General features: G+C 36.6%; 18 protein-coding genes, 2 tRNA genes and 3 rRNA genes. 14 read left to right on the forward strand and 9 right to left on the reverse strand.

What is annotated here, in order from left to right; translation table 11 throughout:
- Window positions 1–38 precede the first annotated feature (38 nt).
- Window positions 39–971 (forward strand): ketopantoate reductase family protein, encoded by a 933-nt coding sequence (locus ACZ2G0_RS10340; protein WP_470307574.1) that lies wholly within the window; start codon window positions 39–41, stop codon window positions 969–971.
- Between the two features lie 57 nt (window positions 972–1,028).
- On the opposite strand, the gene ACZ2G0_RS10345 is transcribed toward ACZ2G0_RS10340, so the two are convergent.
- A complete protein-coding gene (locus tag ACZ2G0_RS10345; RefSeq protein WP_470307575.1) occupies window positions 1,029–1,634 on the reverse strand; it encodes an RsmD family RNA methyltransferase in 606 nt (201 codons plus the stop codon).
- Window positions 1,631–2,452, reverse strand: a complete 822-nt coding sequence (locus ACZ2G0_RS10350; protein ID WP_470307576.1) for a DUF3822 family protein — start codon at window positions 2,450–2,452, stop codon at window positions 1,631–1,633. Before ACZ2G0_RS10350 ends, ACZ2G0_RS10345 begins: the two co-directional genes overlap by 4 nt.
- A 258-nt stretch (window positions 2,453–2,710) precedes the next feature.
- Between ACZ2G0_RS10350 and ACZ2G0_RS10355 the strand changes: the two genes are divergently transcribed.
- The gene (locus tag ACZ2G0_RS10355; RefSeq protein ID WP_470307577.1) at window positions 2,711–4,132 is read left to right on the forward strand and encodes an ATP-dependent DNA helicase; all 1,422 of its coding nucleotides are present in this window, start codon (window positions 2,711–2,713) and stop codon (window positions 4,130–4,132) included.
- Window positions 4,133–4,250: 118 nt separating this feature from the next.
- On the opposite strand, the gene ACZ2G0_RS10360 is transcribed toward ACZ2G0_RS10355, so the two are convergent.
- Complete coding sequence (locus tag ACZ2G0_RS10360; protein WP_470307578.1) at window positions 4,251–5,051, reverse strand: hypothetical protein; 801 nt, start codon at window positions 5,049–5,051, stop codon at window positions 4,251–4,253.
- 98 nt (window positions 5,052–5,149) lie between these two features.
- Between ACZ2G0_RS10360 and kdsB the strand changes: the two genes are divergently transcribed.
- The gene (gene kdsB, locus ACZ2G0_RS10365; protein ID WP_470307579.1) at window positions 5,150–5,875 is read left to right on the forward strand and encodes a 3-deoxy-manno-octulosonate cytidylyltransferase; all 726 of its coding nucleotides are present in this window, start codon (window positions 5,150–5,152) and stop codon (window positions 5,873–5,875) included.
- On the opposite strand, the gene ACZ2G0_RS10370 is transcribed toward kdsB, so the two are convergent.
- On the reverse strand, window positions 5,870–6,586 hold the full coding sequence (locus ACZ2G0_RS10370; protein WP_470307580.1) for a potassium channel family protein: 717 nt from the start codon (window positions 6,584–6,586) through the stop codon (window positions 5,870–5,872). The genes kdsB and ACZ2G0_RS10370 overlap by 6 nt on opposite strands.
- A gap of 178 nt (window positions 6,587–6,764) precedes the next feature.
- Window positions 6,765–7,868 (reverse strand): M42 family metallopeptidase, encoded by a 1,104-nt coding sequence (locus ACZ2G0_RS10375; RefSeq protein WP_470307581.1) that lies wholly within the window; start codon window positions 7,866–7,868, stop codon window positions 6,765–6,767.
- 81 nt (window positions 7,869–7,949) lie between these two features.
- Here ACZ2G0_RS10375 and ACZ2G0_RS10380 point away from each other — a divergent pair, with 81 nt between their 5' ends.
- From ACZ2G0_RS10380 to rrf, 6 genes are all read left to right on the forward strand, one after another.
- A complete protein-coding gene (locus ACZ2G0_RS10380; protein ID WP_470307582.1) occupies window positions 7,950–8,642 on the forward strand; it encodes a DUF4294 domain-containing protein in 693 nt (230 codons plus the stop codon).
- A 1,180-nt stretch (window positions 8,643–9,822) separates the two neighbouring features.
- A 16S ribosomal RNA gene (locus ACZ2G0_RS10385) occupies window positions 9,823–11,336 on the forward strand.
- 201 nt (window positions 11,337–11,537) lie between these two features.
- Window positions 11,538–11,611: transfer RNA gene (locus ACZ2G0_RS10390), tRNA-Ile, on the forward strand.
- A 91-nt stretch (window positions 11,612–11,702) separates the two neighbouring features.
- Window positions 11,703–11,776 (forward strand) — tRNA-Ala (locus ACZ2G0_RS10395).
- A 190-nt stretch (window positions 11,777–11,966) separates the two neighbouring features.
- Window positions 11,967–14,851: ribosomal RNA gene (locus ACZ2G0_RS10400) — 23S ribosomal RNA — on the forward strand.
- Window positions 14,852–15,069: 218 nt separating this feature from the next.
- Window positions 15,070–15,179: ribosomal RNA gene (rrf, locus tag ACZ2G0_RS10405) — 5S ribosomal RNA — on the forward strand.
- The 16S, 23S and 5S rRNA genes sit together here with 2 tRNA genes alongside, the layout of an rRNA operon.
- A gap of 100 nt (window positions 15,180–15,279) precedes the next feature.
- Here the strand turns inward: rrf and ACZ2G0_RS10410 are convergent.
- Window positions 15,280–16,263: an ISAon1 family transposase gene (locus ACZ2G0_RS10410; protein ID WP_470309823.1), complete on the reverse strand. Its 984-nt coding sequence runs from the start codon at window positions 16,261–16,263 to the stop codon at window positions 15,280–15,282.
- Window positions 16,256–16,603: an ISAon1 family transposase N-terminal region protein gene (locus ACZ2G0_RS10415; RefSeq protein WP_470307583.1), complete on the reverse strand. Its 348-nt coding sequence runs from the start codon at window positions 16,601–16,603 to the stop codon at window positions 16,256–16,258. The genes ACZ2G0_RS10410 and ACZ2G0_RS10415 overlap by 8 nt, the downstream gene beginning before the upstream one ends.
- Before the next feature lie 493 nt (window positions 16,604–17,096).
- On the opposite strand from ACZ2G0_RS10415, the gene ACZ2G0_RS10420 reads away from it, so the two are divergent.
- Window positions 17,097–18,719, forward strand: a complete 1,623-nt coding sequence (locus ACZ2G0_RS10420) for an amidase (RefSeq protein ID WP_470307584.1) — start codon at window positions 17,097–17,099, stop codon at window positions 18,717–18,719.
- 153 nt (window positions 18,720–18,872) lie between these two features.
- Here ACZ2G0_RS10420 and msrB read toward each other — a convergent pair whose 3' ends face one another.
- Window positions 18,873–19,265 (reverse strand): peptide-methionine (R)-S-oxide reductase MsrB, encoded by a 393-nt coding sequence (gene msrB / locus ACZ2G0_RS10425; RefSeq protein ID WP_470307585.1) that lies wholly within the window; start codon window positions 19,263–19,265, stop codon window positions 18,873–18,875.
- Window positions 19,266–19,278: 13 nt separating this feature from the next.
- Window positions 19,279–20,148: an alpha/beta hydrolase gene (locus ACZ2G0_RS10430; RefSeq protein ID WP_470307586.1), complete on the reverse strand. Its 870-nt coding sequence runs from the start codon at window positions 20,146–20,148 to the stop codon at window positions 19,279–19,281.
- 171 nt (window positions 20,149–20,319) lie between these two features.
- Between ACZ2G0_RS10430 and ACZ2G0_RS10435 the strand changes: the two genes are divergently transcribed.
- From ACZ2G0_RS10435 to ACZ2G0_RS10450, 4 genes are all read left to right on the forward strand, one after another.
- Complete coding sequence (locus tag ACZ2G0_RS10435; RefSeq protein WP_470307587.1) at window positions 20,320–21,741, forward strand: glycogen synthase; 1,422 nt, start codon at window positions 20,320–20,322, stop codon at window positions 21,739–21,741.
- Complete coding sequence (locus ACZ2G0_RS10440) at window positions 21,738–23,018, forward strand: glucose-1-phosphate adenylyltransferase (protein WP_470307588.1); 1,281 nt, start codon at window positions 21,738–21,740, stop codon at window positions 23,016–23,018. Before ACZ2G0_RS10435 ends, ACZ2G0_RS10440 begins: the two co-directional genes overlap by 4 nt.
- Window positions 23,019–23,082: 64 nt before the next feature.
- Window positions 23,083–24,993 carry a 1,4-alpha-glucan branching protein GlgB gene (gene glgB, locus ACZ2G0_RS10445; RefSeq protein ID WP_470307589.1) on the forward strand — a complete coding sequence of 637 codons (1,911 nt, stop codon included), beginning with the start codon at window positions 23,083–23,085 and terminating at the stop codon, window positions 24,991–24,993.
- Window positions 24,994–25,208: 215 nt separating this feature from the next.
- Window positions 25,209–26,027: a M48 family metallopeptidase gene (locus ACZ2G0_RS10450; protein WP_470307590.1), complete on the forward strand. Its 819-nt coding sequence runs from the start codon at window positions 25,209–25,211 to the stop codon at window positions 26,025–26,027.
- Window position 26,028: the final 1 nt, after the last annotated feature.

Consider the following 26,028-nt stretch of genomic DNA (forward strand, 5'->3'; position numbering starts at 1 on the left):
ACTGTTTGATGGTTTATTTTTTAATACCAGCATACATTATGAAAACAAGAATTGGAATTTTAGGTTTAGGAGGAGTAGGTGGTTATTTTGGTGGGCTTTTAGCCAAAACGTATTCCAATTCCGATACAATAGAAATTATTTTTATTGCTCGTGGAGAAACGCAACGAATAATTAAAGCCAATGGCCTTACTATTAAAACCGATGATGCGGTAATCGTTGCTCATCCCTTTTTAGTTTCGAATGATCCAGAAGCAATAGGGAAACTGGATTATATTATTTGTGCTACCAAAACCTATGATATTGAAGAAAGCCTGAATTCAATCCAAAAATGTTTCAAGAAAAATACTATTGTTTTACCATTATATAACGGTGTCGATGCTCCCGAAAGAATAAGTACGATGTATCCTGATCATGAAGTTTTACAAGGGTGTGTTTATATAGTGTCAATGATCGAAAGTCCGGGTGTTATTCGTAAAATAGGGCCTTTTGAAAAGCTGTTCTTTGGTTCTCCATCAGCACCAATGAATCGGTTGAAAGAACTACAAACGATTTTTAGTAAAGCAGGGATTGAAAGCTATCTTGTTGATAATATTGAAGATAAAGTTTGGGAAAAGTTTATTTTCATCTCGGCCTTAGCCTCGGCGACCTCGTATTTGGATCAAAATATTGGACAAATTATAGCAACGGATGCAAGTAGGGCAATTTATGTAGAACTACTTAATGAAATCACCATGATTGCGGCGGTCAAAGGGTTGAATTTACCTAACGACATTATTATGCAAACCATATTAAAATTAGAGAAAACACCGCACGATGCTACTTCTTCGATGCACCGAGATCTTTTAGCGGGAGGCAAATTTGAACTTGCTTCCTTAACGGAGTTTGTAATCAATGAAGGGATAAAATATGAGATTGGAACACCTACTTATGACAAGGTTTTTACAAAGTTAAAAGCGCCTTTACCTTCTTAAAGTAATAGCTACTGGCTACTAAAACAGAAATCCCTCAATGAGGGATTTTTTTGTGTTTTATTCTTCTTCGCCATCTTCATCAAAGTCTTCCTCTGAGTCGTCGTCGTGCTCCTTATCTTCATCAGATTCAAATTCGAAGAAAGTAAAAATCGATCCTCCGTAACTTTTTTGAAATGAAAAATGAGGCATATGATCAAGCTTTGTATATTTAGAATGTTCAATAACCATCATGCCTTCTTCGCTAAGGGTGTTTTTTTCAAAAATAAGTAAAACTATTTTCTCAAATGTTGCTTGGTCCAATCCGTAAGGTGGATCAGCAAAAACAATATCGAATGTGGCATTGTTTCGTTCTAAAAATTTAAACACATCACTTTTAGTTGCGGCGATTGGAAAGTCATACTCAGCGGCAGTTTGCTTGATGAATTTCACGCAACCAAAATCGCCATCAACTGATGTTATAGGTGAACTTCCTCTCGAGGCAAATTCGTAACTTATGTTTCCTGTTCCAGCAAAAAGATCCAAAACTTTTAGTCCTTCAAAGCTGAAATGATTGTTTAAAACATTAAACAGTGCCTCTTTAGACATGTCGGTTGTAGGTCGAACGGGTAGTCCTTTTGGCGGATTGATGCGTCTCCCTTTGTATTTTCCTGAAATGATTCTCATGAGTTGAAAAGTATAAAATGATTTCTGTTTTCGGCCTCAGAAAAATAATTGTTCCATCGTAAATCTTCCACATCTATTAACGATACGGTACGAATGTATTTGTATGCGATTTTGTAATAAGCACTATCCTGGTCAATTGCACCTATTAATTCTAGTATGAAATTTTCAGGATTTAAATTAAGTTGTTCGGCAGTAAATAAGATATAGTAAATGAAGTCCTCCGGTGTTACATATTCAAAACTATTAAATAAGAGCAACTTTTGATTTTGAATTACTATAATTTCAAAATGCCCTTCATTAAAATGAACGGTCATTTTTTTATCTTCTTTGTTTTTGGAGGCATCCAATAATTTAGTAACTAAAATACTATTGGCATGTTTGTAATCGAAAGTCCCAAACTTGTCGATAAAAAAGTTATTCATATTCACATACGGAATATAAACCGTATTGATATCGTAATTGGATAAAGTGTCGAAAGCAAAAAAGTCGGTTTCAAAAACTTTAGTGTTGTATTGTAAATAGCTTCCTAAATAATTATCATCAAATAAAGGCGCCGGAACTAAAGTGGATAAATTGTTATTATGAATGATTAAAACATCATCATAATTAGCTTTCAACTCCTGATATTCCTCAAAAGCGTTGGCAAACAATTCTTCAATTTTGATGTCTTTGTGAAAACGATCAAATCGCAACTCATTGAAGGAAGTAATGGTTCCATTTAAAGTATCAAAACAACAGAACGATAAACCATTCAAAGAGACTTGAATAGAAAGTTTCTTATATAATTTTTCAGTGATATTGATGTTTTGTGAAGTCATATGATGCGCTTTGCAGCAGTTTCGGTCTTTTAAATTCCAGCAGCAAACTTACGATTTTTTTTCTTTCTTACTTTAATATAGCAAGCCAAGCTTTACTTTCTTTCTAAAAAGTATAGCGTGCAAGTCAGCATCAATTTCATCTTAGGGAATTGAATAGAGTACTAAAACCATTTGATTTAAAAAACGGTTTACTGTTTAAGGATCATTATAAAATGTAAAGCTTATCTTTGAGGTTCATTTTAAAAAGGATTACCACCTATGATTTCTGCTACCTTTTACAGTCTTTTAAAAAATAAATTTCCTTTTAGTCCGACCTATAATCAAGATATATTTTTTCAGAAGATTGCTATTTTTTTAACCGAAAATCAAAACGATACTATTTTTGTCCTAAAGGGATATGCAGGAACGGGAAAGACTACAGTAATTTCGACCATAGTAAATAACCTTTTAGAAATTAATAAAAAATATGTGCTGCTAGCTCCAACGGGTAGAGCCGCTAAAGTGATTGCCAATTATTCCGATAAGCCCGCTTTTACAATTCATAAAAAAATATACTTTCCTAAAAAGAATGCTGGTGGCGGATTGTCGTTTACGCTACAGCAGAACAAACATAAAAACACTATTTTTATTGTCGATGAAGCTTCTATGATTTCTGATGTCGACTCTGATTCTAAAATGTATGCGAATGGTTCTTTACTCGATGATTTAATATCTTATGTCTATTCAGGTGTAAATTGTAAAATGATTTTACTTGGGGACACTGCTCAGTTGCCACCCGTAAATTTAGACATTAGTCCAGCTCTAGATATCCAGACATTAAGTATGAACTATAATAAGGAAGTCGATTATATTGAGTTAGACGAAGTGATGCGTCAGGAAGAAAGTTCGGGGATTTTATACAACGCAACTGAACTTCGAGAATTATTGAAAGACTCCTTTATAACCGATTTTCAGTTTGATGTAAAAAAATTCAAAGATATTGTTCGTCTTGTTGATGGTTACGATATTCAAGATGCTATCAATAGCGCTTATAGTAATTATAGTATCGAAGACACCGCTTTTATCGTTCGCTCTAATAAAAGAGCCAATCAATACAATGAGCAAATCCGAACTAAAATTTTAGATAAGGAAAGCGAATTGTCAACAGGTGATTTCTTGATGGTGGTCAAAAACAATTACTTTTGGTTGAAAGAATCCGACCATGCCGGTTTTATAGCTAATGGTGATATAATCGAAGTTTTAGAGATTTTCAACATTAAAGAATTGTATGGGTTTAAGTTTGCCAATGTAAAAATTAGGATGGTCGATTACCCAGATCAAAAACCTTTTGAAACGGTTTTGCTTTTAGATACTATAAAAAGCGAATCACCATCACTAACATTTGAAGAGTCTAATAGATTGTACCAAGAGGTCTTGAAGGATTACGAAGGTGAAACAAAATTCAAACAATTCCAAAAGGTAAAAGCGAACGAATATTTCAATGGCTTGCAAGTGAAATTCTCTTATGCTATCACTTGTCACAAATCTCAGGGTGGACAATGGAATACTGTTTTTATAGAACAGCCGTATTTACCTAACGGAATAGATAGAGATTACATAAGATGGTTGTACACTGCTATGACTCGGGCAAAAAATAAATTGTACCTAATAGGTTTTAAAGATGAAAGTTTCGTAGATTGATTTTAACTAATACTACTATGAGATTAATTTAGTTTTTTCTCAGCCTACTTATTTTTTCGTTATTCTTCTTAGTTTATTTGCAAGTGGTTTTTTATGAGAGATCAAAAAAATGAACGGATCAATAATAGGTATTGACATAAATAGTTTTGTCAATTAATTTGTTGTTTAAAAAACGTTCCCTTGTTTTTATATTTCCTGCAGTGTCATAGGTGTTTTTAAAAGTCACAGTTTCTATAATCGTTCCGTTGCCATCATGAAATGTTTTTGAAAGTAGATTTCCTTTCTTATCGATTATGTGAGTATAGTATTTTGAATTTGAATTAAGGTTTTCAGTTTTTAAGATAAAGCCATTTTTGTCAAAATACCTTTTAGTTATCACTTCCTTTTTCACTACGGTATCCATAATGCTCTTACTAATTATAAATTTCTTTTTGTAATTGTAGTCGTTAGAAGTCGAATGTCTGATTTTGTTGTAGAAGTTCTTTTTTATTTCGATTGGATTATGGTATTTATCGAAAGTCTGATTTGTAATATTAAATATGCCATTGCGATCAGCTGCTATTTCCTCAATGATATTATCTTGGTTGTCGTATTTGAAAGTTATAACGGCAGTATCATTTGCTGAAATCACCTCTTTTTCTATAATTAAATCGTTGCTATATTTGAAATTTGATTCTTTACTTCCTTCTTCGGTAAATATTTTTTCACTTATTAATTTTTGGTCCTTATCAAAATGTACGATGATAGTCTTAACTAGATTAACAGTGTCCTTTTTGTTAAATTTATACTCGTACTTTTTAATGTCCATCATTTTAATTTTCCCTACTACTTCTTGAGTGTAATCAGGACTAATGTCTTTTATTTTGATTGTTGTACACGAAACTAATAAGAGAGAAAATAGAAAGCCAAAGTATTTCATGAGCGATTTAAATTAATATGTTTAAAGTTTAAAGATAGAAAGTATTACGTGATAATTTTAAAATAGTAGTATTTTTGTCTTAAACTCAAAAGCAGTATATGAAAATTATAGCAGTCATTCCCGCACGTTATGCTTCCACTCGATTTCCAGCAAAGCTTATGCAAGACCTTGGAGGAAAAACAGTGATTTTAAAAACGTACGAAGCTGCGGTAAACACTAATTTGTTTCAGGATGTTTTTGTAGTAACCGATTCTGATTTGATATTCAACGAAATTGTATCTCATGGCGGAAAAGCAATCATGAGCATTAATGAACATGAATCAGGAAGCGACCGGATAGCAGAGGCAATTGTAAACCTAGATGTCGATATTGTCATCAACGTTCAAGGCGATGAACCTTTCATTAATGCTGAACCGCTAAAAGAAGTAATTGAAGTTTTTAAACAAGACACTGACAAAAAAGTAGACTTGGCTTCTTTAATGAGAGAGATAACGAATAAGGATGAAATCAATAATCCTAACAACGTAAAGGTAGTTGTGGATCAAAGTAGCTTTGCTTTGTACTTTTCACGATCGGTAATTCCATATCCAAGAGAGGAAAACGCGGGTGTTCGCTATATGCAGCACATCGGTATTTATGCTTTTAGAAAACAAGCGCTACTTGATTTTTATAGTTTGCCAATGAAATCATTAGAAGCCTCTGAGAAATTAGAGCAATTGCGCTACCTAGAATTTGGCAAGCGCATTAAAATGATAGAAACCACTCATATTGGAATCGGCATCGACACCCCTGAAGATTTAGAGCGAGCAAGACTAATGCTATAACTCCTCTTTGCTACTAGAATCAAAATAGCCTTTTGCCTTGATTTTAGTCGAGAAAAAATTCAGGAATAAAACTACATACATTAAAACAAGCATGGATTGTACACTAACTAAAAATTTACCCATTGGTGCAACCGGATAAAAATCGCCATATCCAATTGTGGATGCGCTAATCGTACTAAAGTAGATAGGATCGAACCAATGTGTAAATGGTTTGTTGAAATAGGTGTTAAAGGAGTACAACACTGCAAAGGAGAAAACCATTTCTAAGTAGTTTAAAAAAAGCAGTAACATTGATCTTTTGTAAGAGCGCGGTTGTGAAAATAAATCGGAGGCAAAAATTAAGGTCGGTATATATAAAATGGTTTCCAACATTAAGTAAACCATTAAACCTATAATAATGCTATTTTCCTGCCATTCATTAATTATAATTAGTAAAGGGAAAAGGACTTTTAGTAAAACATAAAAATCGATTGCCAAGTCGGCATATTCGGTTCCTTTCTTTGAAACAATATATTTAAGGTAAACCGCAGGAAAAAAAAGCTGAGAGCTTGAAAGAAAGAGACGAACTATTTTTTCAATTCCGTTATCGTCCTGATGGTCATTGTTCCAAATTGCTTTTATATTTTGTATCCTTTTTTGAATAGGATTAAATGTAGGTTTGCCTATTCTAGATACATTTCCTAAAAGTAATTTTCGGATAATTCTTTTCATGAAGGTATTGTTTTTCTGATGCCTCCAAAGTACGAAATAAACTTTTGATGTAGACTTTAGTTTAAATACAAAAATGCAAAAGGCATCATGTATTCATGATGCCTTTTATTTGCCTTTTTAAAGTTCACAAGATAATAATGCGGTACTTTAGTTTATACCTAAATATGATACTTAAAAATTAAATTCTAATTGATGATTTGAAATAAGAAAAATTATCATTGTTCTCCAATTTCAATAAAGTCTCATAAATAAGTTTAATTACATTTTCTACGTCATCACGATGTACCATTTCCACAGTAGTATGCATATATCGCAATGGCAAAGATATTAATGCTGATGCAACACCACCGTTACTATAAGCAAAGGCATCCGTATCTGTACCCGTAACTCTTGACGAGGCTAATCTTTGAAAAGGGATTTTGTTAGCTTCGGCAATATCAAGAATTAATTCTCTTAAGTTGTTTTGTACCGCAGGCGCATACGTCACAACAGGACCTTTACCTATTTTTGTTTCGCCTTCAATTTTCTTATCAATCATTGGCGTAGTAGAATCATGACATACGTCAGTTACTATAGCCACATTGGGTCTGATTGTTTTAGTAATCATTTCGGCGCCGCGCAGACCTACCTCTTCTTGAACCGAGTTGGTGATGTACAATCCAAACGGAAGTTTGATTTTATTCTCGTGTAATAAACGAGCCACTTCGGCAATCATAAAACCACCCATGCGATTATCAATAGCTCTACAAACGAATTTGTTATCATTCAATATTGTAAAAGTATCAGGATAGGTAATCACACAGCCTACGTGAACGCCCAATGCTTCAACTTCTGCTTTAGTGTCGCAACCACAATCTATAAATATGTTGGTTAGCTTTGGTACTTCTTCTTTATCACGCATTCTGGTGTGAATTGCTGGCCACCCAAAAACGCCCTTTACGATTCCTTTTTTGGTATGGATATTTACTCTTTTCGAAGGTGCAATTTGATGATCTGAACCACCATTTCTGATAACATAAATTAATCCATCGTCAGTAATGTAATTTACATACCATGAAATTTCATCTGCGTGTCCTTCAATTACTACCTTGTAAGGAGCATCTGGATTAATAACCCCCACGGCAGTACCATAAGTATCCGTGATAAAAGTATCAACATATGGTTTCAAATAATCCATCCATATTTTTTGTCCCTCTGCTTCGAATCCAGTTGGTGAAGCATTGTTTAAGTATTGTTCTAAAAAATCAAGTGAAGACTTTTTTAGTATCGATTGTGTGCTCATAAAAATAATTTTTTGCTAAAATATAACTTTGGTATTACAGTTGTATATATAATGTATAATTTTACAAATAAATTAAGTCTTATGAAGCGCATATTTTATCTTACACTCTTTTGTTTCGCATCATTCGCAAGTAGTGCGCAGGAAATTCCGGCTAATCCTAAACAAATGGGTTATGAGCTAAAAGAGACTGATGATGTTCTTAATGATACCATACAACTCGAAGAAATAGTGGTATCCAAGGAGAAGCTAGACCCTGAGGCTAAAAAGCAGTTTTTAATTCTTCAAAATCGAGTTTATCATACTTATCCCTATGCGAAATTAGCTTCTGAACGACTTACAGCTTTAAATAAGGGAATGGAACGGTTGTCAACAGACAGAGAAAAAAAGAAGTATTTCAAAATAGTCGAGAAATACCTCAATGATGAATTCGAAGCCAAGCTAAAAAAGTTATCTCGTAGTCAAGGCCGAATTTTAGTCAAACTAATCCATCGTCAAACAGGAGTTACTACATTTAATTTGGTCAAAACACTCAAAAGTGGGTGGAAGGCATTTTGGTCTAACACAGCAGCGAGTATGTTTGATATCAACCTGAAGTCTGAGTACGCACCCTTTGTTTCTAATGAGGACTTTTTGATCGAGACTATCCTAACGAGAGCTTTTGAGTCTGGTCGCTTACAAAATCAAGCACCTGCCAATCCTGTCGATATGGATAAGTTAAATGATTTTTGGGAAAGCAATAAGAAAAACAATACGCTTCAAACGTTAACCAAATAAAACAACAAAGCCGAAACTCTTAATTAAGTTGTTTCGGTTTTTTTTTCAGGAGCTATTTACTTCGTCAGTTCGCTTCGCTCGTGTCCTGCTATCCGTTTCAATCTTTTGCGGGGATAAAAATCCCCATAATAGGATTTCCACTTCTATCAGGGCTAGGGTAGTGTTAGTTTTCAAGAAGATCTATTTACCATTTAAACAACGCTGATTTATTCTCCCTACCTTGTTTTCTTTTCTACCTTATATATAGGAGGAAAAAAGCACCATTAAAACCTAACAACACGCCTCAATAGTCAAACCTCCAATGTCGAGTGCCAATGTTTCCAAACACAATTGCGTTATACATATACCTGTACATATATGTAAAGTAATTATATACGAAACCTTCTATGGTCATAAAATCTGCTAGAATCTGCGAAATCTGCGTGCTAATGTATCCAAACACAATCACAGCATACATACATATATGTACGCAATCATATTCAAAACACTTCAAAAACAATAAATCCGCTATATCCGCGTCATCCGCGTTCCAATAATTCTAAACACAATCACAACCTACATATATAGTAGCTCAGTTACCTAAATTACACACCAAAAACAGCAAACCCGCTAAATCACCCTGCCAATAGTTCCAAACACAAATCACCTCATACATAAAATGCGTGTTCGAACAGCACCCAAACACCACCAACACTAGAAAAAACCCGCCTATCCATCTACTTTTTTCCTACAAATACAAAAATCACCAAAATTCCACTAGTTGTAACAATGTTGTTTTTCAATGCGTTAAAACTTGCGAAGAAAAAAGATTAAAAAAAGTGTGTTGCAAAGTATTGTTTAACGGTAAAGACTCACTACTTTTGCACCCGCAACAGCGACAAAGTTCTTAACATAATGACAAGCAAACGAAAAGGGAGTTGAAAATTTATTTTCAAATTATTTTCAAAAAAGCTTGTGAGAAGTAAAAGAGTTTATTACTTTTGCACCCGCTTCCAGCGACACACACAGTGAGTCAAGGAGAGGAAAAAAAGATACACACGTTCGTAGACATATTGAATTGACAGCCGTTTTAAGAGAAATCTTGAAACAAAAGAATAAGAGTAATGAGATCGAGAGATTAAAAAATGAACCGATAGATCTTCAGTCAAAAATAAATAGCTTAGTAATAAGCAAATAATATACGATGAAGAGTTTGATCCTGGCTCAGGATGAACGCTAGCGGCAGGCTTAACACATGCAAGTCGAGGGGTATAGTTCTTCGGAACTAGAGACCGGCGCACGGGTGCGTAACGCGTATGCAATCTACCTTTCACAGAGGGATAGCCCAGAGAAATTTGGATTAATACCTCATAGTATTATAGAGTGGCATCACTTTATAATTAAAGATTTATCGGTGAAAGATGAGCATGCGTCCCATTAGCTAGTTGGTAAGGTAACGGCTTACCAAGGCTACGATGGGTAGGGGTCCTGAGAGGGAGATCCCCCACACTGGTACTGAGACACGGACCAGACTCCTACGGGAGGCAGCAGTGAGGAATATTGGACAATGGGCGCAAGCCTGATCCAGCCATGCCGCGTGCAGGATGACGGTCCTATGGATTGTAAACTGCTTTTATACAGGAAGAAACCACTCTACGTGTAGAGTCTTGACGGTACTGTAAGAATAAGGATCGGCTAACTCCGTGCCAGCAGCCGCGGTAATACGGAGGATCCAAGCGTTATCCGGAATCATTGGGTTTAAAGGGTCCGTAGGCGGTTTAGTAAGTCAGTGGTGAAAGCCCATCGCTCAACGGTGGAACGGCCATTGATACTGCTAGACTTGAATTATTAGGAAGTAACTAGAATATGTAGTGTAGCGGTGAAATGCTTAGAGATTACATGGAATACCAATTGCGAAGGCAGGTTACTACTAATATATTGACGCTGATGGACGAAAGCGTGGGTAGCGAACAGGATTAGATACCCTGGTAGTCCACGCCGTAAACGATGGATACTAGCTGTTGGGCGCAAGTTCAGTGGCTAAGCGAAAGTGATAAGTATCCCACCTGGGGAGTACGAACGCAAGTTTGAAACTCAAAGGAATTGACGGGGGCCCGCACAAGCGGTGGAGCATGTGGTTTAATTCGATGATACGCGAGGAACCTTACCAAGGCTTAAATGTAGATTGACCGGTTTGGAAACAGACTTTTCGCAAGACAATTTACAAGGTGCTGCATGGTTGTCGTCAGCTCGTGCCGTGAGGTGTCAGGTTAAGTCCTATAACGAGCGCAACCCCTGTTGTTAGTTGCCAGCGAGTCAAGTCGGGAACTCTAACAAGACTGCCAGTGTAAACTGTGAGGAAGGTGGGGATGACGTCAAATCATCACGGCCCTTACGCCTTGGGCTACACACGTGCTACAATGGACGGTACAGAGAGCAGCCACTGGGCAACCAGGAGCGAATCTACAAAACCGTTCTCAGTTCGGATCGGAGTCTGCAACTCGACTCCGTGAAGCTGGAATCGCTAGTAATCGGATATCAGCCATGATCCGGTGAATACGTTCCCGGGCCTTGTACACACCGCCCGTCAAGCCATGGAAGCTGGGGGTGCCTGAAGTCGGTGACCGCAAGGAGCTGCCTAGGGTAAAACTGGTAACTAGGGCTAAGTCGTAACAAGGTAGCCGTACCGGAAGGTGCGGCTGGAACACCTCCTTTCTAGAGCCTTAATTGTTAGCTAAGTATGAAGTTGTAAGGATTAGGGATTAAGTATTTATTACTTAATACTTATGAATTACTACTTAAGAAAAGCACGTTAGGGAAAAAGACGAAAAGAGCTAAAGGTTTTTTAGTTTTAAGATTTTATTACTCTTGCTGTTAATTTATAAAAAATTGAATAAAAGAATTTAAGAATAAGAGTGTCTCGTAGCTCAGCTGGTTAGAGTACTACACTGATAATGTAGGGGTCGACAGTTCGAGTCTGTCCGAGACAACTATTTACCTTAAATAAGGAAATTCTAGAGTTGAAAAGCAACAAAAATTAGTGCTAGTCACTAATTACTGTTCACTAGTCACTCATGAAATGGGGGATTAGCTCAGCTGGCTAGAGCGCCTGCCTTGCACGCAGGAGGTCAACGGTTCGACTCCGTTATTCTCCACGAATTTGGTCATAAAGTCCAAAGTCGATAGTCCAAAGTCCTAGACTTTAAGACATTTGACTTTACGATTTTAGACTAAATAAAGTTCATTGACATATTGAGATAAGAAAAATATTAAAAAGTAGAAAGCATTTTACTTGTTTATCATTAGGCAAGTAGAAAGAACGGCATTCTTAACTGAATGTTGGTACAATAAGCAAAATAAGGGCGTATGGGGGATGCCTTGGCTCTCAGAGGCGATGAAAGGCGTGATAAGCTGCGAAAAGTTACGGGGATTGGCACACACAATATGATCCGTAAATACCTGAATGGGGCAACCCACTAGATTGAAGATCTAGTACACCTACGGGTGGGCAAACCCGCTGAACTGAAACATCTAAGTAGGCGGAGGAGAAGAAAACAAAAGTGATTCCGTAAGTAGTGGCGAGCGAACGCGGATTAGCCCAAACCAATGTTGTTACGGCAATGTTGGGGTTGTAGGACCACGACATTTCTTGCATGAAGAATTAGAATCTACTGGAAAGTAGAGCCATAGAAGGTGATAGCCCTGTATAAGTAATGAATGTAAAGGATAGTGGTATCCTGAGTAGGGCGGGACACGAGAAATCCTGTCTGAATTTGGCGGGACCATCCGCTAAGGCTAAATACTCCTGAGAGACCGATAGTGAACCAGTACCGTGAGGGAAAGGTGAAAAGAACCGTGAATAACGGAGTGAAATAGATCCTGAAACCATACGCTTACAAGCGGTCGGAGCCCTTTCGTGGGGTGACGGCGTGCCTTTTGCATAATGAGCCTACGAGTTAACGTTGCTGGCAAGGATAAGTGGTTAAGCCACGGATCCGTAGCGAAAGCGAGTCTGAATAGGGCGCTTTAGTCAGTAGTGTTAGACGCGAAACCGTGTGATCTACCCATGGGCAGGATGAAGCGCTGGTAACACAGTGTGGAGGTCCGAACCGGTTGACGTTGAAAAGTCTTCGGATGACCTGTGGGTAGGGGTGAAAGGCCAATCAAACTCGGAAATAGCTCGTACTCCCCGAAATGCATTTAGGTGCAGCGTTAGTTATAAAGTTATATAGAGGTAGAGCTACTGATTGGATGCGGGGGCTTCACCGCCTACCAATTCCTGACAAACTCCGAATGCTATATAATGTTCACTAACAGTGAGGGCTTGGGTGCTAAGGTCCAAGTCCGAGAGGGAAAGAACCCAGACCATCAGCTAAGGTCCCCAAATATATACTAAGTTGAAAGAACGCGGTTTGTCTGCATAGACAGCTAGGATGTTGGCTTGGAAGCAGCCATTCATTTAAAGAGTGCGTAACAGCTCACTAGTCGAGCGGACGAGCATGGATAATAATCGGGCATAAGTATATTACCGAAGCTATGGATTTACAATTTATTGTAAGTGGTAGGGGAGCATTCTATCAGGGTAGAAGGTGTGTTGTAAAGCATGCTGGACTGGATAGAAAAGAAAATGTAGGCATAAGTAACGATAATGCGGGCGAGAAACCCGCACACCGAAAGACTAAGGTTTCCACAGCTATGCTAATCAGCTGTGGGTTAGTCGGGACCTAAGGCGAACCCGAAAGGGACAGTCGATGGACAACGGGTTAATATTCCCGTACTACTGTTAACTGTGATGGGGTGACGGAGTGATGAAAGTGCCGCGAACTGACGGAATAGTTCGTTGAAGTACCTACCTATAAGGCCCGCAGGCAAATCCACGGGCTTTGGGGAAATACGATAGTACTCGGCGTCTTCGGACAAAGAGATAGTGCACCTAAGGGCTTCCAAGAAAAACCTCTAAACTTCAGGTTAATAGTACCCGTACCGCAAACCGACACAGGTAGTCGAGATGAGAATTCTAAGGTGCTCGAGAGATTCATGGCTAAGGAATTAGGCAAAATAGACCCGTAACTTCGGGAGAAGGGTCGCCAGCAGCAATGCTGGCCGCAGTGAAGAGGTCCAGGCGACTGTTTATCAAAAACACAGGGCTCTGCAAAATCGTAAGATGAAGTATAGGGCCTGACACCTGCCCGGTGCTGGAAGGTTAAGAGGAGATGTTATCTTCGGAGAAGCATTGAATTGAAGCCCCAGTAAACGGCGGCCGTAACTATAACGGTCCTAAGGTAGCGAAATTCCTTGTCGGGTAAGTTCCGACCTGCACGAATGGTGTAACGATCTGGACACTGTCTCAGCCATGAGCTCGGTGAAATTGTAGTAACGGTGAAGATGCCGTTTACCCGCAGTGGGACGAAAAGACCCTGTGCACCTTTACTATAGCTTAGTATTGACCTTGGATAAATGATGTGTAGGATAGGTTGGAGACTGTGAAGTGGCGTCGCTAGGCGTTGTGGAGTCATTGTTGAAATACAACCCTTTGTTTATCTGAGGCCTAACCCCGCGATTGCGGGGGACATTGCTTGGTGGGTAGTTTGACTGGGGTGGTCGCCTCCAAAAGAGTAACGGAGGCTTCTAAAGGTTCCCTCAGTACGCTTGGTAACCGTGCGTAGAGTGCAATGGCATAAGGGAGCTTGACTGAGAGACATACAGGTCGATCAGGTACGAAAGTAGAGCATAGTGATCCGGTGGTTCCGCATGGAAGGGCCATCGCTCAAAGGATAAAAGGTACGCCGGGGATAACAGGCTGATCTCCCCCAAGAGCTCATATCGACGGGGGGGTTTGGCACCTCGATGTCGGCTCGTCACATCCTGGGGCTGGAGAAGGTCCCAAGGGTTGGGCTGTTCGCCCATTAAAGTGGCACGCGAGCTGGGTTCAGAACGTCGTGAGACAGTTCGGTCTCTATCTACTGTGGGCGCAAGAAATTTGAATGGATCTGATTCTAGTACGAGAGGACCGAATTGGACTAACCTCTAGTGTATCTGTTGTCACGCCAGTGGCACCGCAGAGTAGCTACGTTGGGAAGGGATAAGCGCTGAAAGCATATAAGCGCGAAACCCACCATAAGATGAGATTTCTTTTAAGGATCGTGGGAGATGACCACGTTGATAGGCTATAGATGTAAAGGCAGTAATGTCATAGTCGAGTAGTACTAATAATCCGTAAGCTTATGTACACCTCCTCTCAGCCCCCTAACCCCCAAAGAGGGAACAAAGGGCTGAGAAGAAACTTTCTCCCTTCGACTTCGCTCAGGGCAAGTCAAGATTAATACTTTTTTCTTTATCTCAGTATGTTAAGATATTGCAGCAAAGCTGCGTTTAAAGTTTGAAGTTTAATGTTACAAGTTGTATAACTTGAAACTATAAAAACCTTAAACTCCTTAAACAATAATCTTAAGGTGGTTATTGCGGCGGGGCTCACCTCTTCCCATCCCGAACAGAGTAGTTAAGCCCGCCTGCGCAGATGGTACTGCAGTTATGTGGGAGAGTATGTCGTCGCCTTTCTTTTTAAAAACCCTGATTCTATCGAATCAGGGTTTTTTGTTTTATAGTTGTTTCGTACTGAAACAGCGGCTTGGTTCGGATCAAGATCAAAAGTTGGGGATTAAGCAAAAAGATTAGATAATCTAAATAAGAAGAAATCAATTTTTCTAACTCCTCTAAATTGAGATCTAAATGCCTTTATTTTTGCATTGAAGGATTCTGCTGAAGCATTTGTACTACGATTGTCAAAGTAATTTAAAATTGATTGATAGTTAATTGTTATCGTATTAAGTACAATATTGAAGTTTTTAAATCCCGATTCTTCTACTTTTCTATACCAATGCGCTAATTTTAGCATAGCAATATTTTGATCGTTGTTACTGTTGTATATGGCTCTTAGTTGCTGAGACAAAATATATGCTGTTTTTAAATCAGGATAGATTTCAAAAAGAAGCTGTGCTCTTTCTACTTGGCTGTTAGTCCACTTTTCTCTTGATTTATATAGTAAATAGCGACTTCTGGCTAATAACTGTTTTACGGTTTCACCATTGTTTAAGAGTTGTGGAGTGTATGTTTTGTTTTGGGATTTAGCATTTAGTATCGCCTGATTCTCTCTATCCATTGCTTCCCAACGGTACTTGATTCTGATTTCTTGTAAAGCCTCTAAGGCTAATTTCTGTACATGAAAGCGATCCGTTACTTGTATGGCTTTTGGAAAACATTTTTTAGCTATCAACTTCATGGAATTTGCCATATCAAGAGTGATTTCTACAACTTCTTGTCTTTTTTTTAAGTCGATTTTACTGACTTGTTCAATTACCTGTTCTGTTTTAGTGCCAGCAACAATAGCCACTAATGATCCTTTTTTGCCTTTGGCTTTTTTATTGGTGACAATAGTATAAAGTTCTCCTTGGGATAAGGCAACTTCGTCTATAGCGAGGTGAATACCTATGTTTTCGGGGTAGATAATCCAGTTATGGGCATGTTTTCTAGGTTCCCAAGTATTAAAAGAACTTAAGTGATTTTTATACTGTCTTTGAAGTTTTTTACCATCAACACCAAAGAACCCTCCAATAGTGTTACAATTAATAGCGGTATTATCTATTAATTTCTTTTAAAAAAGTCGCAAACTCTTGCGTCATACGTGTTCCCTTGGCAACTAACTGCCAATCTCTTTTAACAATCTCGCCATTGGTTTTATTTGTCCAACGACGACGTTTAATGTGTAAGAAAACAAATTTACCCCTTAGCGGGAAATCCTGAATTGTGATTTCATCCAAAAACCCTTTGGATACTAATTCTAAAGAATCAAACTCTTTGGGAGGTTTTGATTTTTCTTCAAAATAGAGATGTAGGTTTTCCTCAGAATTGAGAGCAGAAACTATTTCAAAGTTATCTACTAGAAAATCGGGAAGAACAAATTTTAAAAGTTCGACAGAATCCATTTGTTATTGTTTTACTCTGTAAATATCTATATTTTTATTAAATCCCTCCCCAGGTTTTGTTCCTGATCCAAAATCCTTTTTTGAGGCTTTTTTAGCCGCAAAAAAGATTGTAACGAATAGCCCGACGGTACTGGAACGTAGTGGAAGTAGCGGCAGGCCATAATTTCTTGTATTTAAATCTGTTTACTTCTAATTTTCTATCGATTTTCCCTCTTAATTCCTGTAGTCTTAGCTATTTTTCGACTTTCATTTTTAAAAATAAAGTATATTACTAAAAAGTTACTATCATTCTTTAAATATACGGTGGTGAATTCTTGTTGTATTTTCAGTTACAAAATGTGTTGTTGACTATTAATTATTCGGTACTTATTGTATTTAATGGTTTTAATTGGAGTTTTATTATTTGAATGAAGCTAAGGATAATCTTCTGTTTTACTTTTGTAGTTCAAAGTATTTATATAAATTTAAGAAATTAATTTTTAAATCAATTTTTATGGAAAGACGGTCATTTTTAACGACTGCTACTTTGGCAACAGCTGGAATAGGAACTTTTTTAGTGTCAAGTTGTTCTAATAAGGAAAAAACAGGGGAAGACGGTTTAAAAGAGGAAGGTATAGACGATTTTGTTTTAGATGAAGAAACGATATCTAGCTTGAGTGCCAAATTAAAGTCGGGTGAATATACGTCTGAGAAGTTGGTGGAATTGTACTTAAAGCGAATTGAAGAAATAGATAAAAAAGGACCTGCATTAAACGCTTTAATTGAGGTTAATCCTGATGCTTTGAACTTAGCCAAAAAACTTGATATGGAATTGAAAGATGGTAAATCAAGAGGGTTGCTTCATGGGATTCCTGTTCTTATTAAAGATAATATTGATACTGCTGATCAAATGCAAACTACCGCTGGCGCATTAGCCTTAGAAGGGAATATTGCTAAAGATGATGCTTACATAGTAAAGAAATTAAGAGCTGCTGGAGCTATTATTTTAGGTAAAACAAACTTGAGCGAATGGGCAAATTTTAGGTCTACTAGTTCTTGTTCAGGTTGGAGTAGTAGAGGTGGACAAACGAAAAACCCTTATATCTTAGACCACAATCCGTGTGGTTCAAGTGCAGGTTCAGGTGTTGCTGTTTCAGCTAATTTATGTACAGTTTCAGTGGGTACTGAAACAGATGGTTCTGTTGTTTGCCCATCATCTGTAAGTGGTGTAGTGGGGATTAAACCAACAATAGGTTTGGTGAGTAGAAGTGGGATTATACCTATTTCGTCGACTCAGGATACTGCAGGACCTATGGCCCGAACTGTGCAAGATGCAGCTATTTTATTAGGAGTTTTGGCGGGTATTGACAATAACGATAAAAGTACAATAGGAAGTAAGCAAAGGCAAGAGAATGAGTATGTTAAATATTTAGATAAGAACTTTTTGTCAGGAAAAAGGATAGGTGTAGAGAAGAAGCAACAAGGTGCTAATCAGTTTATGCACGCTTTGCAAAAAAAATCTATTGACTTGATTAGAAGTTTAGGTGGTACAGTTGTAGAAATTGATTATTTAGATGCTATTAATGAATTGGGAGCGGCAGAATTTGAAGTGATGCAGTTTGAGTTTAAAGAAGGTGTCAATAGTTATTTAAAAAAATCGGATATTAAAGTTAAGTCTTTAAAAGACGTAATTGATTTTAATTTGAAAAACGAGGATAAAGCCATGCCTTATTTTAAACAAGAAACATTGGTAAGTTCAAATGAAAAAGGAGACTTAGCAGATGCAAAATACAAAGAGGCACTTAAAAACAGTCATTTTAAAGCTATTGAGATTTTAAATAAAGTTATTGATGAAAACAAGTTAGATGCTATTAGCGGATTAACAATGGGGCCCGCTTGTAGTATCGATATGATATATGGAGATCGATGGGGTGATGTGTTTTTAACCTCACCAGCTGCTATTAGTGGTTTTCCGCATATCACTGTTCCTTGTGGTACCGTGTATGATTTGCCAGTTGGATTTTCATTCTTTGGTAAACCATTTACTGAGCCGGAATTAATAGGTTTTGCATATGCCTTTGAGCAAGCTTCCAATAGTAGAGTTAAACCTAGTTTTAAAAAGGCTTTTTTAGGTTAGGATTCTAATAATTAACTAATAAGAATTGTTTTATTTACAATAAAAACCCTTTATTCAAATCATAAGTATTTGAACAAAGGGTTTTTAAATAGAGCGTAATATATGTGGTTAAAATGCTTAATAAAATATTTCTGTTTTTGTAAATAATGACTTTTAACCTTCTTTAAAATCAATAGATAAACTATTTACACAGTAGCGTTCTCCTGTTTTGGTAGGTCCATCATTAAAAACATGTCCTAAATGACCTCCACAATTCGCACACACTATTTCAGTTCGAATCATACCATGCGTTTTATCTAAAACATTTTTTACTTTTCCAGGAATCGCATCATCAAATGATGGCCATCCACAATGAGCATCAAATTTAGAATTGCTTTCGAATAATGGTTCAGCACATCCACCACAACAGTAGGTACCTTTCTCATAATGTAGGTTATATGCGCCAGTATGAGGGTATTCCGTTCCTTTTTTTCTTAATATATGGTAACGATCCTCTCCTAGTTCTTCTTTCCATTGTTCTTCGGTTTTATGTAAAGGGAATTCCATTAGTTCTTGTATTTTAATTATTTTTCAAAGTAAAGTTAATCACTTTTTCTATTACTTTCTCATTGCCTAATATTTTTCTGTGTCCTAAAGATTCAGTAAGCATTAGTTCTCCTGCTTTTAAATTTTCGTAAATATGTATTCCTGCTGTAACAGGTACTTCGAAATCTTGATTATCGTGTATTACTAAAACAGGAATATCAGTGGTTTGTGCTGCTTTAAATGCTGAAAAGTCGCCCATATTCTCTTTGTACTTCTTTTCAAAATGAGCTCTCAATTTAGTGGCATATTTAGGAGGTAGTTGGAGTTTGGCTGTAAAATCATCTATAATGTCTTGTACAATATCTCCGCTTCCTATAATCGTTGCATTTTTTACTTTTAGTCCTTGTTTAATTGCATTAAGGACTGACATTCCGCCTAATGAATGTCCAATTGCACTTTCAAACGGACCGTATAATCTGTTTATTTCATGGATTGAGGCTATAAAGTCAACCATAATGCTATTGTTTCCAGGGGATTTACCGTGGCCTGGCGCATCAAAGCTTACGGTAGAGAATCCGTTTTTCACCAGTTCATCCGCTATTTTAAATAGTTGTGTACCTCGTCCAGACCAGCCATGTACAAGCAGCATTTTCTTTGGGCTTGTCCCATAGGTATACACAACAATTTCTTTATTAATATCGGGAACACTAACTACTTTTTGGACACTTGTATTGTCCATATTTTGTTCGCGCTTCGGAATTTTATGTTTAATGGGTGTTGTAAATAATTTAGCAATATATAAAGTGGCTAGTTTTGGGGATATAAATGCGAAAAATTTACCAGTCATGATGATAAACTTTGGTATTTCTGTTATTTGTTTGCTATCCGTTGCTTTTTTTGTCATTTTAATAAATTTGTATTTAGGCTTATTATCTCTGAATTTTTTACTAAATTTAGAAAAACATAAAAGTACGATATTTAATAGGTTTTTGATAGTAATTGTTTCTCACTTCTCTATTGTTTTACGAGATGCGAATTTAGCTTATTAATTAGTAGTGAAAAGATAAAAATATAAATGGAAATATTTCACATCAGCGCAGAGTGTTACCCTGTAGCTAAAGTAGGTGGCCTTGCCGATGTAGTTGGGGCCTTGCCTAAATACCAAACTAAAGCTGGCGAACTTGCTAGAGTTGTTATTCCGTGTTATGAATCTAAATTCAGGAATGAAAATGAATTTGAATGTGTTCATTGGGGATTTGTCAAATTGGGTAAATTTAATTTTCCCTTTAACGTTTTAAAGGAAAAAACAGACAAGCTCGGTTTTGAACTTTATCTAATTGAAATTAAAGAATTATTTGATCGACCCAATGTTTACGGTTACAAAGATGATATTGAACGTTTTTTAGCTTTTCAGATCGCAGCATTAGATTGGATTATTGGTCGCGAAGAAATGCCTTCAGTTATTAATTGTCATGATCACCATACAGGACTTATTCCTTTTATGATGCTTTATTGTTACAAGTATGGTAAGTTGAAGAATGTTCCGTCAATGATTACCATTCATAATGGTCTATATCAGGGGCAATTTGGTTTTGATAAATTGCAGTATATTCCAGAATTTGATTTAGCTCATGTTAATGTTCTAGAATGGGATAATTGTATCAATTCTTTAGCTGTAGCTGTAAAGTGTGCCTGGGCCGTTACCACTGTGTCACCCAATTATCTAAACGAAATTAACTTTTCGGCAAATGGCTTGGAATCCCTTTTTAATCTTGTTCGTTATAAATCAAGAGGTATTCTGAATGGCATTGATACTGAAGTTTGGGATCCTGCTACTGATAAAATGCTAGAGAAAAACTACTCAATTAAAAATTTTGAAAAAGGCAAGCAACTAAACAAGGAAGTACTTTGTTCATTATTTAATTTAGACCCTTCTAAGCCTTTATTTAGTTTTATAGGAAGGCTACTTGATGAAAAAGGTGGTGACTTGCTACCTCATGCAGCAGCACTGGCATTGTCAGAAAATTATAAGCAAATCAACATATTAATTTTGGGTTCAGGAAATACCTTAATCGAAAATCAGTTAAATAGCTTATTAGGAGACTACAAAGGAAACTACAATACTTTTATAGGTTACAACGAAGAGCTGGCTCATTTAATTTATGCTGGTGCTGATTTTTTACTAATGCCTTCACGGGTTGAACCTTGTGGATTAAATCAAATGTATTCACTTCGATATGGCACTGTTCCTATCGTTAGGCGAACCGGAGGACTTCAGGATACGGTTATAGATTTTGGAGATAATGGAAACGGAATTTGTCATGATCAATCATCTGTTGGCGATATTTGTTATTCCATTGGTCGCGCAGTCAGTCTATACAATGATAAAACGAATTTAAATAAAATTAGAAAATTTGGGATGAATATAGATCATTCCTGGGAGCGCGTTTGCCAAGAATATTTAGAGATGTACAATTTAATAATAAGTAAAATATGAAATCAAATAAGAACAACATAATTTCAATTATTCTAGGTGGGGGTCAAGGTTCCCGTTTGTATCCATTAACAGCTACTCGATCAAAACCGGCCGTTCCCATAGCAGGAAAATATAGATTGGTAGATATTCCTATTTCTAATTGCATGAATTCTGATATCAAAAGAATATTTGTATTGACGCAATTTAACTCTGCTTCTCTAAATGCACACATAAAGAACACTTATACTTTTAATGCTTTTAGTCAAGCTTTTGTTGATATTTTAGCTGCTGAGCAAACTCCTGATAATCCTACTTGGTTTCAAGGAACCGCTGATGCTGTTAGACAGTGTATGCCTCATTTTTTAAATCATGATTTTGAATACGCATTGATTTTATCAGGCGATCAGTTGTATCAAATGGATTTTAACCACATGCTTGAAGAACACATCAAAAGCAATGCTGATATTTCAATTGCAACTTTGCCTGTTAATGCGAAGGATGCTCCTGAATTTGGAATTTTAAAAACAAATAGTGAAAATTATATCGAGTCATTCATTGAGAAACCAGCCAAAGAATTATTACCGGAATGGGAATCAGATGTAAGTGACCAAATGAAAGCAGAGGGTAAACATTACCTAGCCTCGATGGGAATTTATATTTTCAACAGAAAGCTTTTGGTTGACTTAATGTCTAATCCAAAGACAAAAGATTTTGGGAAAGAAATTATTCCACAAGCAGTTGGAAACAAAAAAATTCTAAGTTATCAGTATGAAGGCTATTGGACAGATATAGGAAATATTGACTCTTTTTTCGAAGCAAATATTGGTTTAACAGATGACGTCCCAAAATTTAATTTGTTTGATAACGATAATAAAATTTTTACAAGACCAAGGTTACTTCCTCCTTCTAAATTTAATAAAACAATTGTAGATAAGTCCATACTGTCTGAAGGTTGTATCATAAACGCTAAAGAAATTAAAGGATCTGTAATTGGTATTCGAGCAAGAATAGGCGAGGGTACTGTAATTCAGAACTCCTATGTCATGGGTAATGATTATTATCAAAGTTTAGATGATATGGAAACCGACTGCAAGAGTGGGCAAATACTAGTAGGAATTGGCGAAAGATGTTTTATTAGCAATGCACTAGTAGATAAAAACTGCCGTATAGGTAATGATGTTCATATAAATGGAGGCAAGCATCTTGAGGACGCTTCCACTGATCTCTATTCTATCAAAGATGGTATTGTAGTGATTAAAAAAGGAGCAATTGTACCAAATAATTATCAAATAGGATAAAACCATTTCCTGTGAACGATCAACTAATGTTCTAAACTCAGCTTTAGAATTACACAATTATATTATGACCAAAGTTATTTCGCATTCCCTTTTTACTGATTTTGATATCGATTTATTCAAAGCAGGAAAACATTTTAGACTGTATGAAAAGCTAGGGGCACATTTGATTGAAGTGAATGGAGTGCATGGTGTATACTTTGCTGTATGGGCACCTACTGCTCATTCGGTTTCTGTTATTGGTGATTTTAATTTTTGGAACCAAGGAGAACATCAGCTTGAAGTACGTTGGGATTCTTCAGGAATTTGGGAAGGTTTTATTCCGAATTTAGAAAAAGGAACGGTGTACAAATATAAAATTCAATCAACAATTGCGGGTGTAAGTACTGAAAAGGCCGATCCTTTTGCCTTTTATTGCGAACAACCGCCCAATACAGCTTCTGTTGTTTGGGACTTAGACCACAAGTGGAAAGATGCGAAATGGATGAAATCACGTAAAGACTTCAATGGACTTGATAAACCATACTCTGTTTATGAAGTACATATAGGTTCGTGGAAGAGACACAGTAGTGACAATAGTTTTTTGTCTTACAAAGAATTTGCTGATGATTTGGTTAACTATGTTGTAGAAACCGGTTTTACCCATGTAGAGTTTATGCCTATCATGGAGTATCCTTATGATCCTTCATGGGGTTACCAATTAGTTGGTTATTTTGCCCCTACATCCCGATTTGGAACTCCGCAAGATTTTATGTTTTTAGTCGATAAACTGCATCAAGCGGGAATTGGCGTAATTTTAGATTGGGTGCCTTCTCATTTTCCTGATGATGCGCATGGATTGGGTTATTTTGATGGATCTAGTTTATATGAACATCCGGATCGAAGAAAAGGGTACCATCCTGATTGGAAAAGTTTGGTGTTTAATTACGGTCGAAACGAGGTACGTTCTTTTTTAATTAGTAATGCATTGTTTTGGTTGCACCATTATCATGCAGACGGTTTAAGAGTGGATGCAGTAGCTTCGATGTTATATTTAGACTATTCTAGAAATGATGGAGAATGGGAACCTAATATTTATGGAGGTAAAGAAAATTTAGACACCATTAGTTTCTTAAAAGAATTTAATGAAGCTGTCTATTCCAATTATGAGGGCGTTCAAACTATTGCAGAAGAAAGTACTTCATTTCCAATGGTTTCCCGACCGACTTCAATAGGAGGTTTGGGTTTTGGAATGAAATGGATGATGGGATGGATGCACGATACTTTGCAATATTTTCAAAAAGAGACTGTATATAGAAAGTACCATCAAAATGATTTGACTTTTTCGATGACTTATACTTATGCAGAAAATTTCATGTTACCGCTTTCTCATGACGAGGTAGTTTACGGTAAAAAATCGCTTGCTGATAAAATGCCAGGAGATGAATGGCAAAAATTTGCTAATCTCAGACTTTTGTACTCTTATATGTTTACACATCCGGGAACAAAGTTGCTTTTTATGGGTAGTGAATTTGGTCAAATAAAGGAATGGAATTTTCAGGAAAGTTTAGATTGGCATTTATTAGAAAACCCATATCATCAGGGCGTAAAGAAAGTTATAACAGATTTGAATGCACTCTATAAAAAACAACCCGCATTATATGAAAACCAATTTAGTTCTGAAGGATTTGAGTGGATCAACTACTCTGACCATCAAAATGCAGTCCTTGCATACATACGAAAAGGAGTAAAAACAGAAAATGACTTAATAGTTATTTGCAATTTTACACAAGTGGTTCGTTCAAATTACAAAATTGGCTTGCCTCGCAAAGGAAAACTACAAGAAATATTTAATAGTGATGGTAAGTCATATGAAGGTAGTAATGTGGAAAACGGAAAAAAATTGAAAGCAGAAGCCTCACCTTATGATGGTCGCGATTTTTCGATAGCATTAGAACTTCCTCCTTTGGCAGTTATAGTACTCAAATACAGTAAATAGATCCAAGAAAACCGAAAATTAGGTTAGTTCAAATGAGGTTTTGAGTTAATAAATGAAGGGTTTTTTGCTGAAATTGCAAATTATTTTGTTATTTGTCATTTCGCTTTTTAAGTGCTTGAACTACAGCTTCCCCAAATGTCATAACAAATACTCCTAATTTTATAATTCTCAAAATAATAATAATCGTATTTTTGTTAAAATATAAAATAAATATCATGAAAAATTATACAATTCTAGCAGGAGTATGTGCCTTAGGACTTTTAGCCTCTTGCGCGGTGAATCCACTAACAGGAAAGAAAGCTTTAAATCTAGTATCAAACGATGAACTTTTCCCAACTTCATTTCAACAGTACGGTACTTTTTTACAGGAAAACAAAGTTATTTCAGGTACTACTGATGCGAAAAGAGTAGAGTCTGTAGGTATTAAAATTAAAGCTGCTGCTGAACGCTATTTAGCTTCTATAGGACAAACAGAATATTTGAAAGGATACCAATGGGAATATAAGTTAGTACAAAGTCCCGACGTTAATGCTTGGTGTATGCCAGGTGGTAAAATTGTTGTTTACTCAGGTATATTACCCATCACAAAAGATGATGCAGGATTAGCAACAGTAATGGGACATGAAGTTTCTCATGCTCTAGCCAATCATGGTGCGCAACGTATGAGTTATGCTCAACTTCAAGAATACATTGGATTAGGGGTTTCTGCTGCTACAGCGGGGAAAAGTCAAAGTACACAACAAGCATTTAGTACTGCTTATGGTTTAACTTCTCAATATGGAGTTATGTTACCTTTTAGCAGAAGCAATGAGAGTGAGGCTGATAAAATAGGTTTAACTTTAATGGCTATTGCGGGTTATAATCCTGAGGAAGCGATTTCATTTTGGACAAGAATGTCGGCTAATTCAGGGGGAGCTGCGCAACCAGAATTTATGAGTACGCACCCTTCAGATGCAACCAGAATTGCAAATATAAAAGCTATGATTCCTGAAGCAAAAGCAACAGCTGCTAAATTCGGTGTTGTATTTAAATAAT

The organism is Flavobacterium sp. KKT103 (assembly GCF_055640565.1).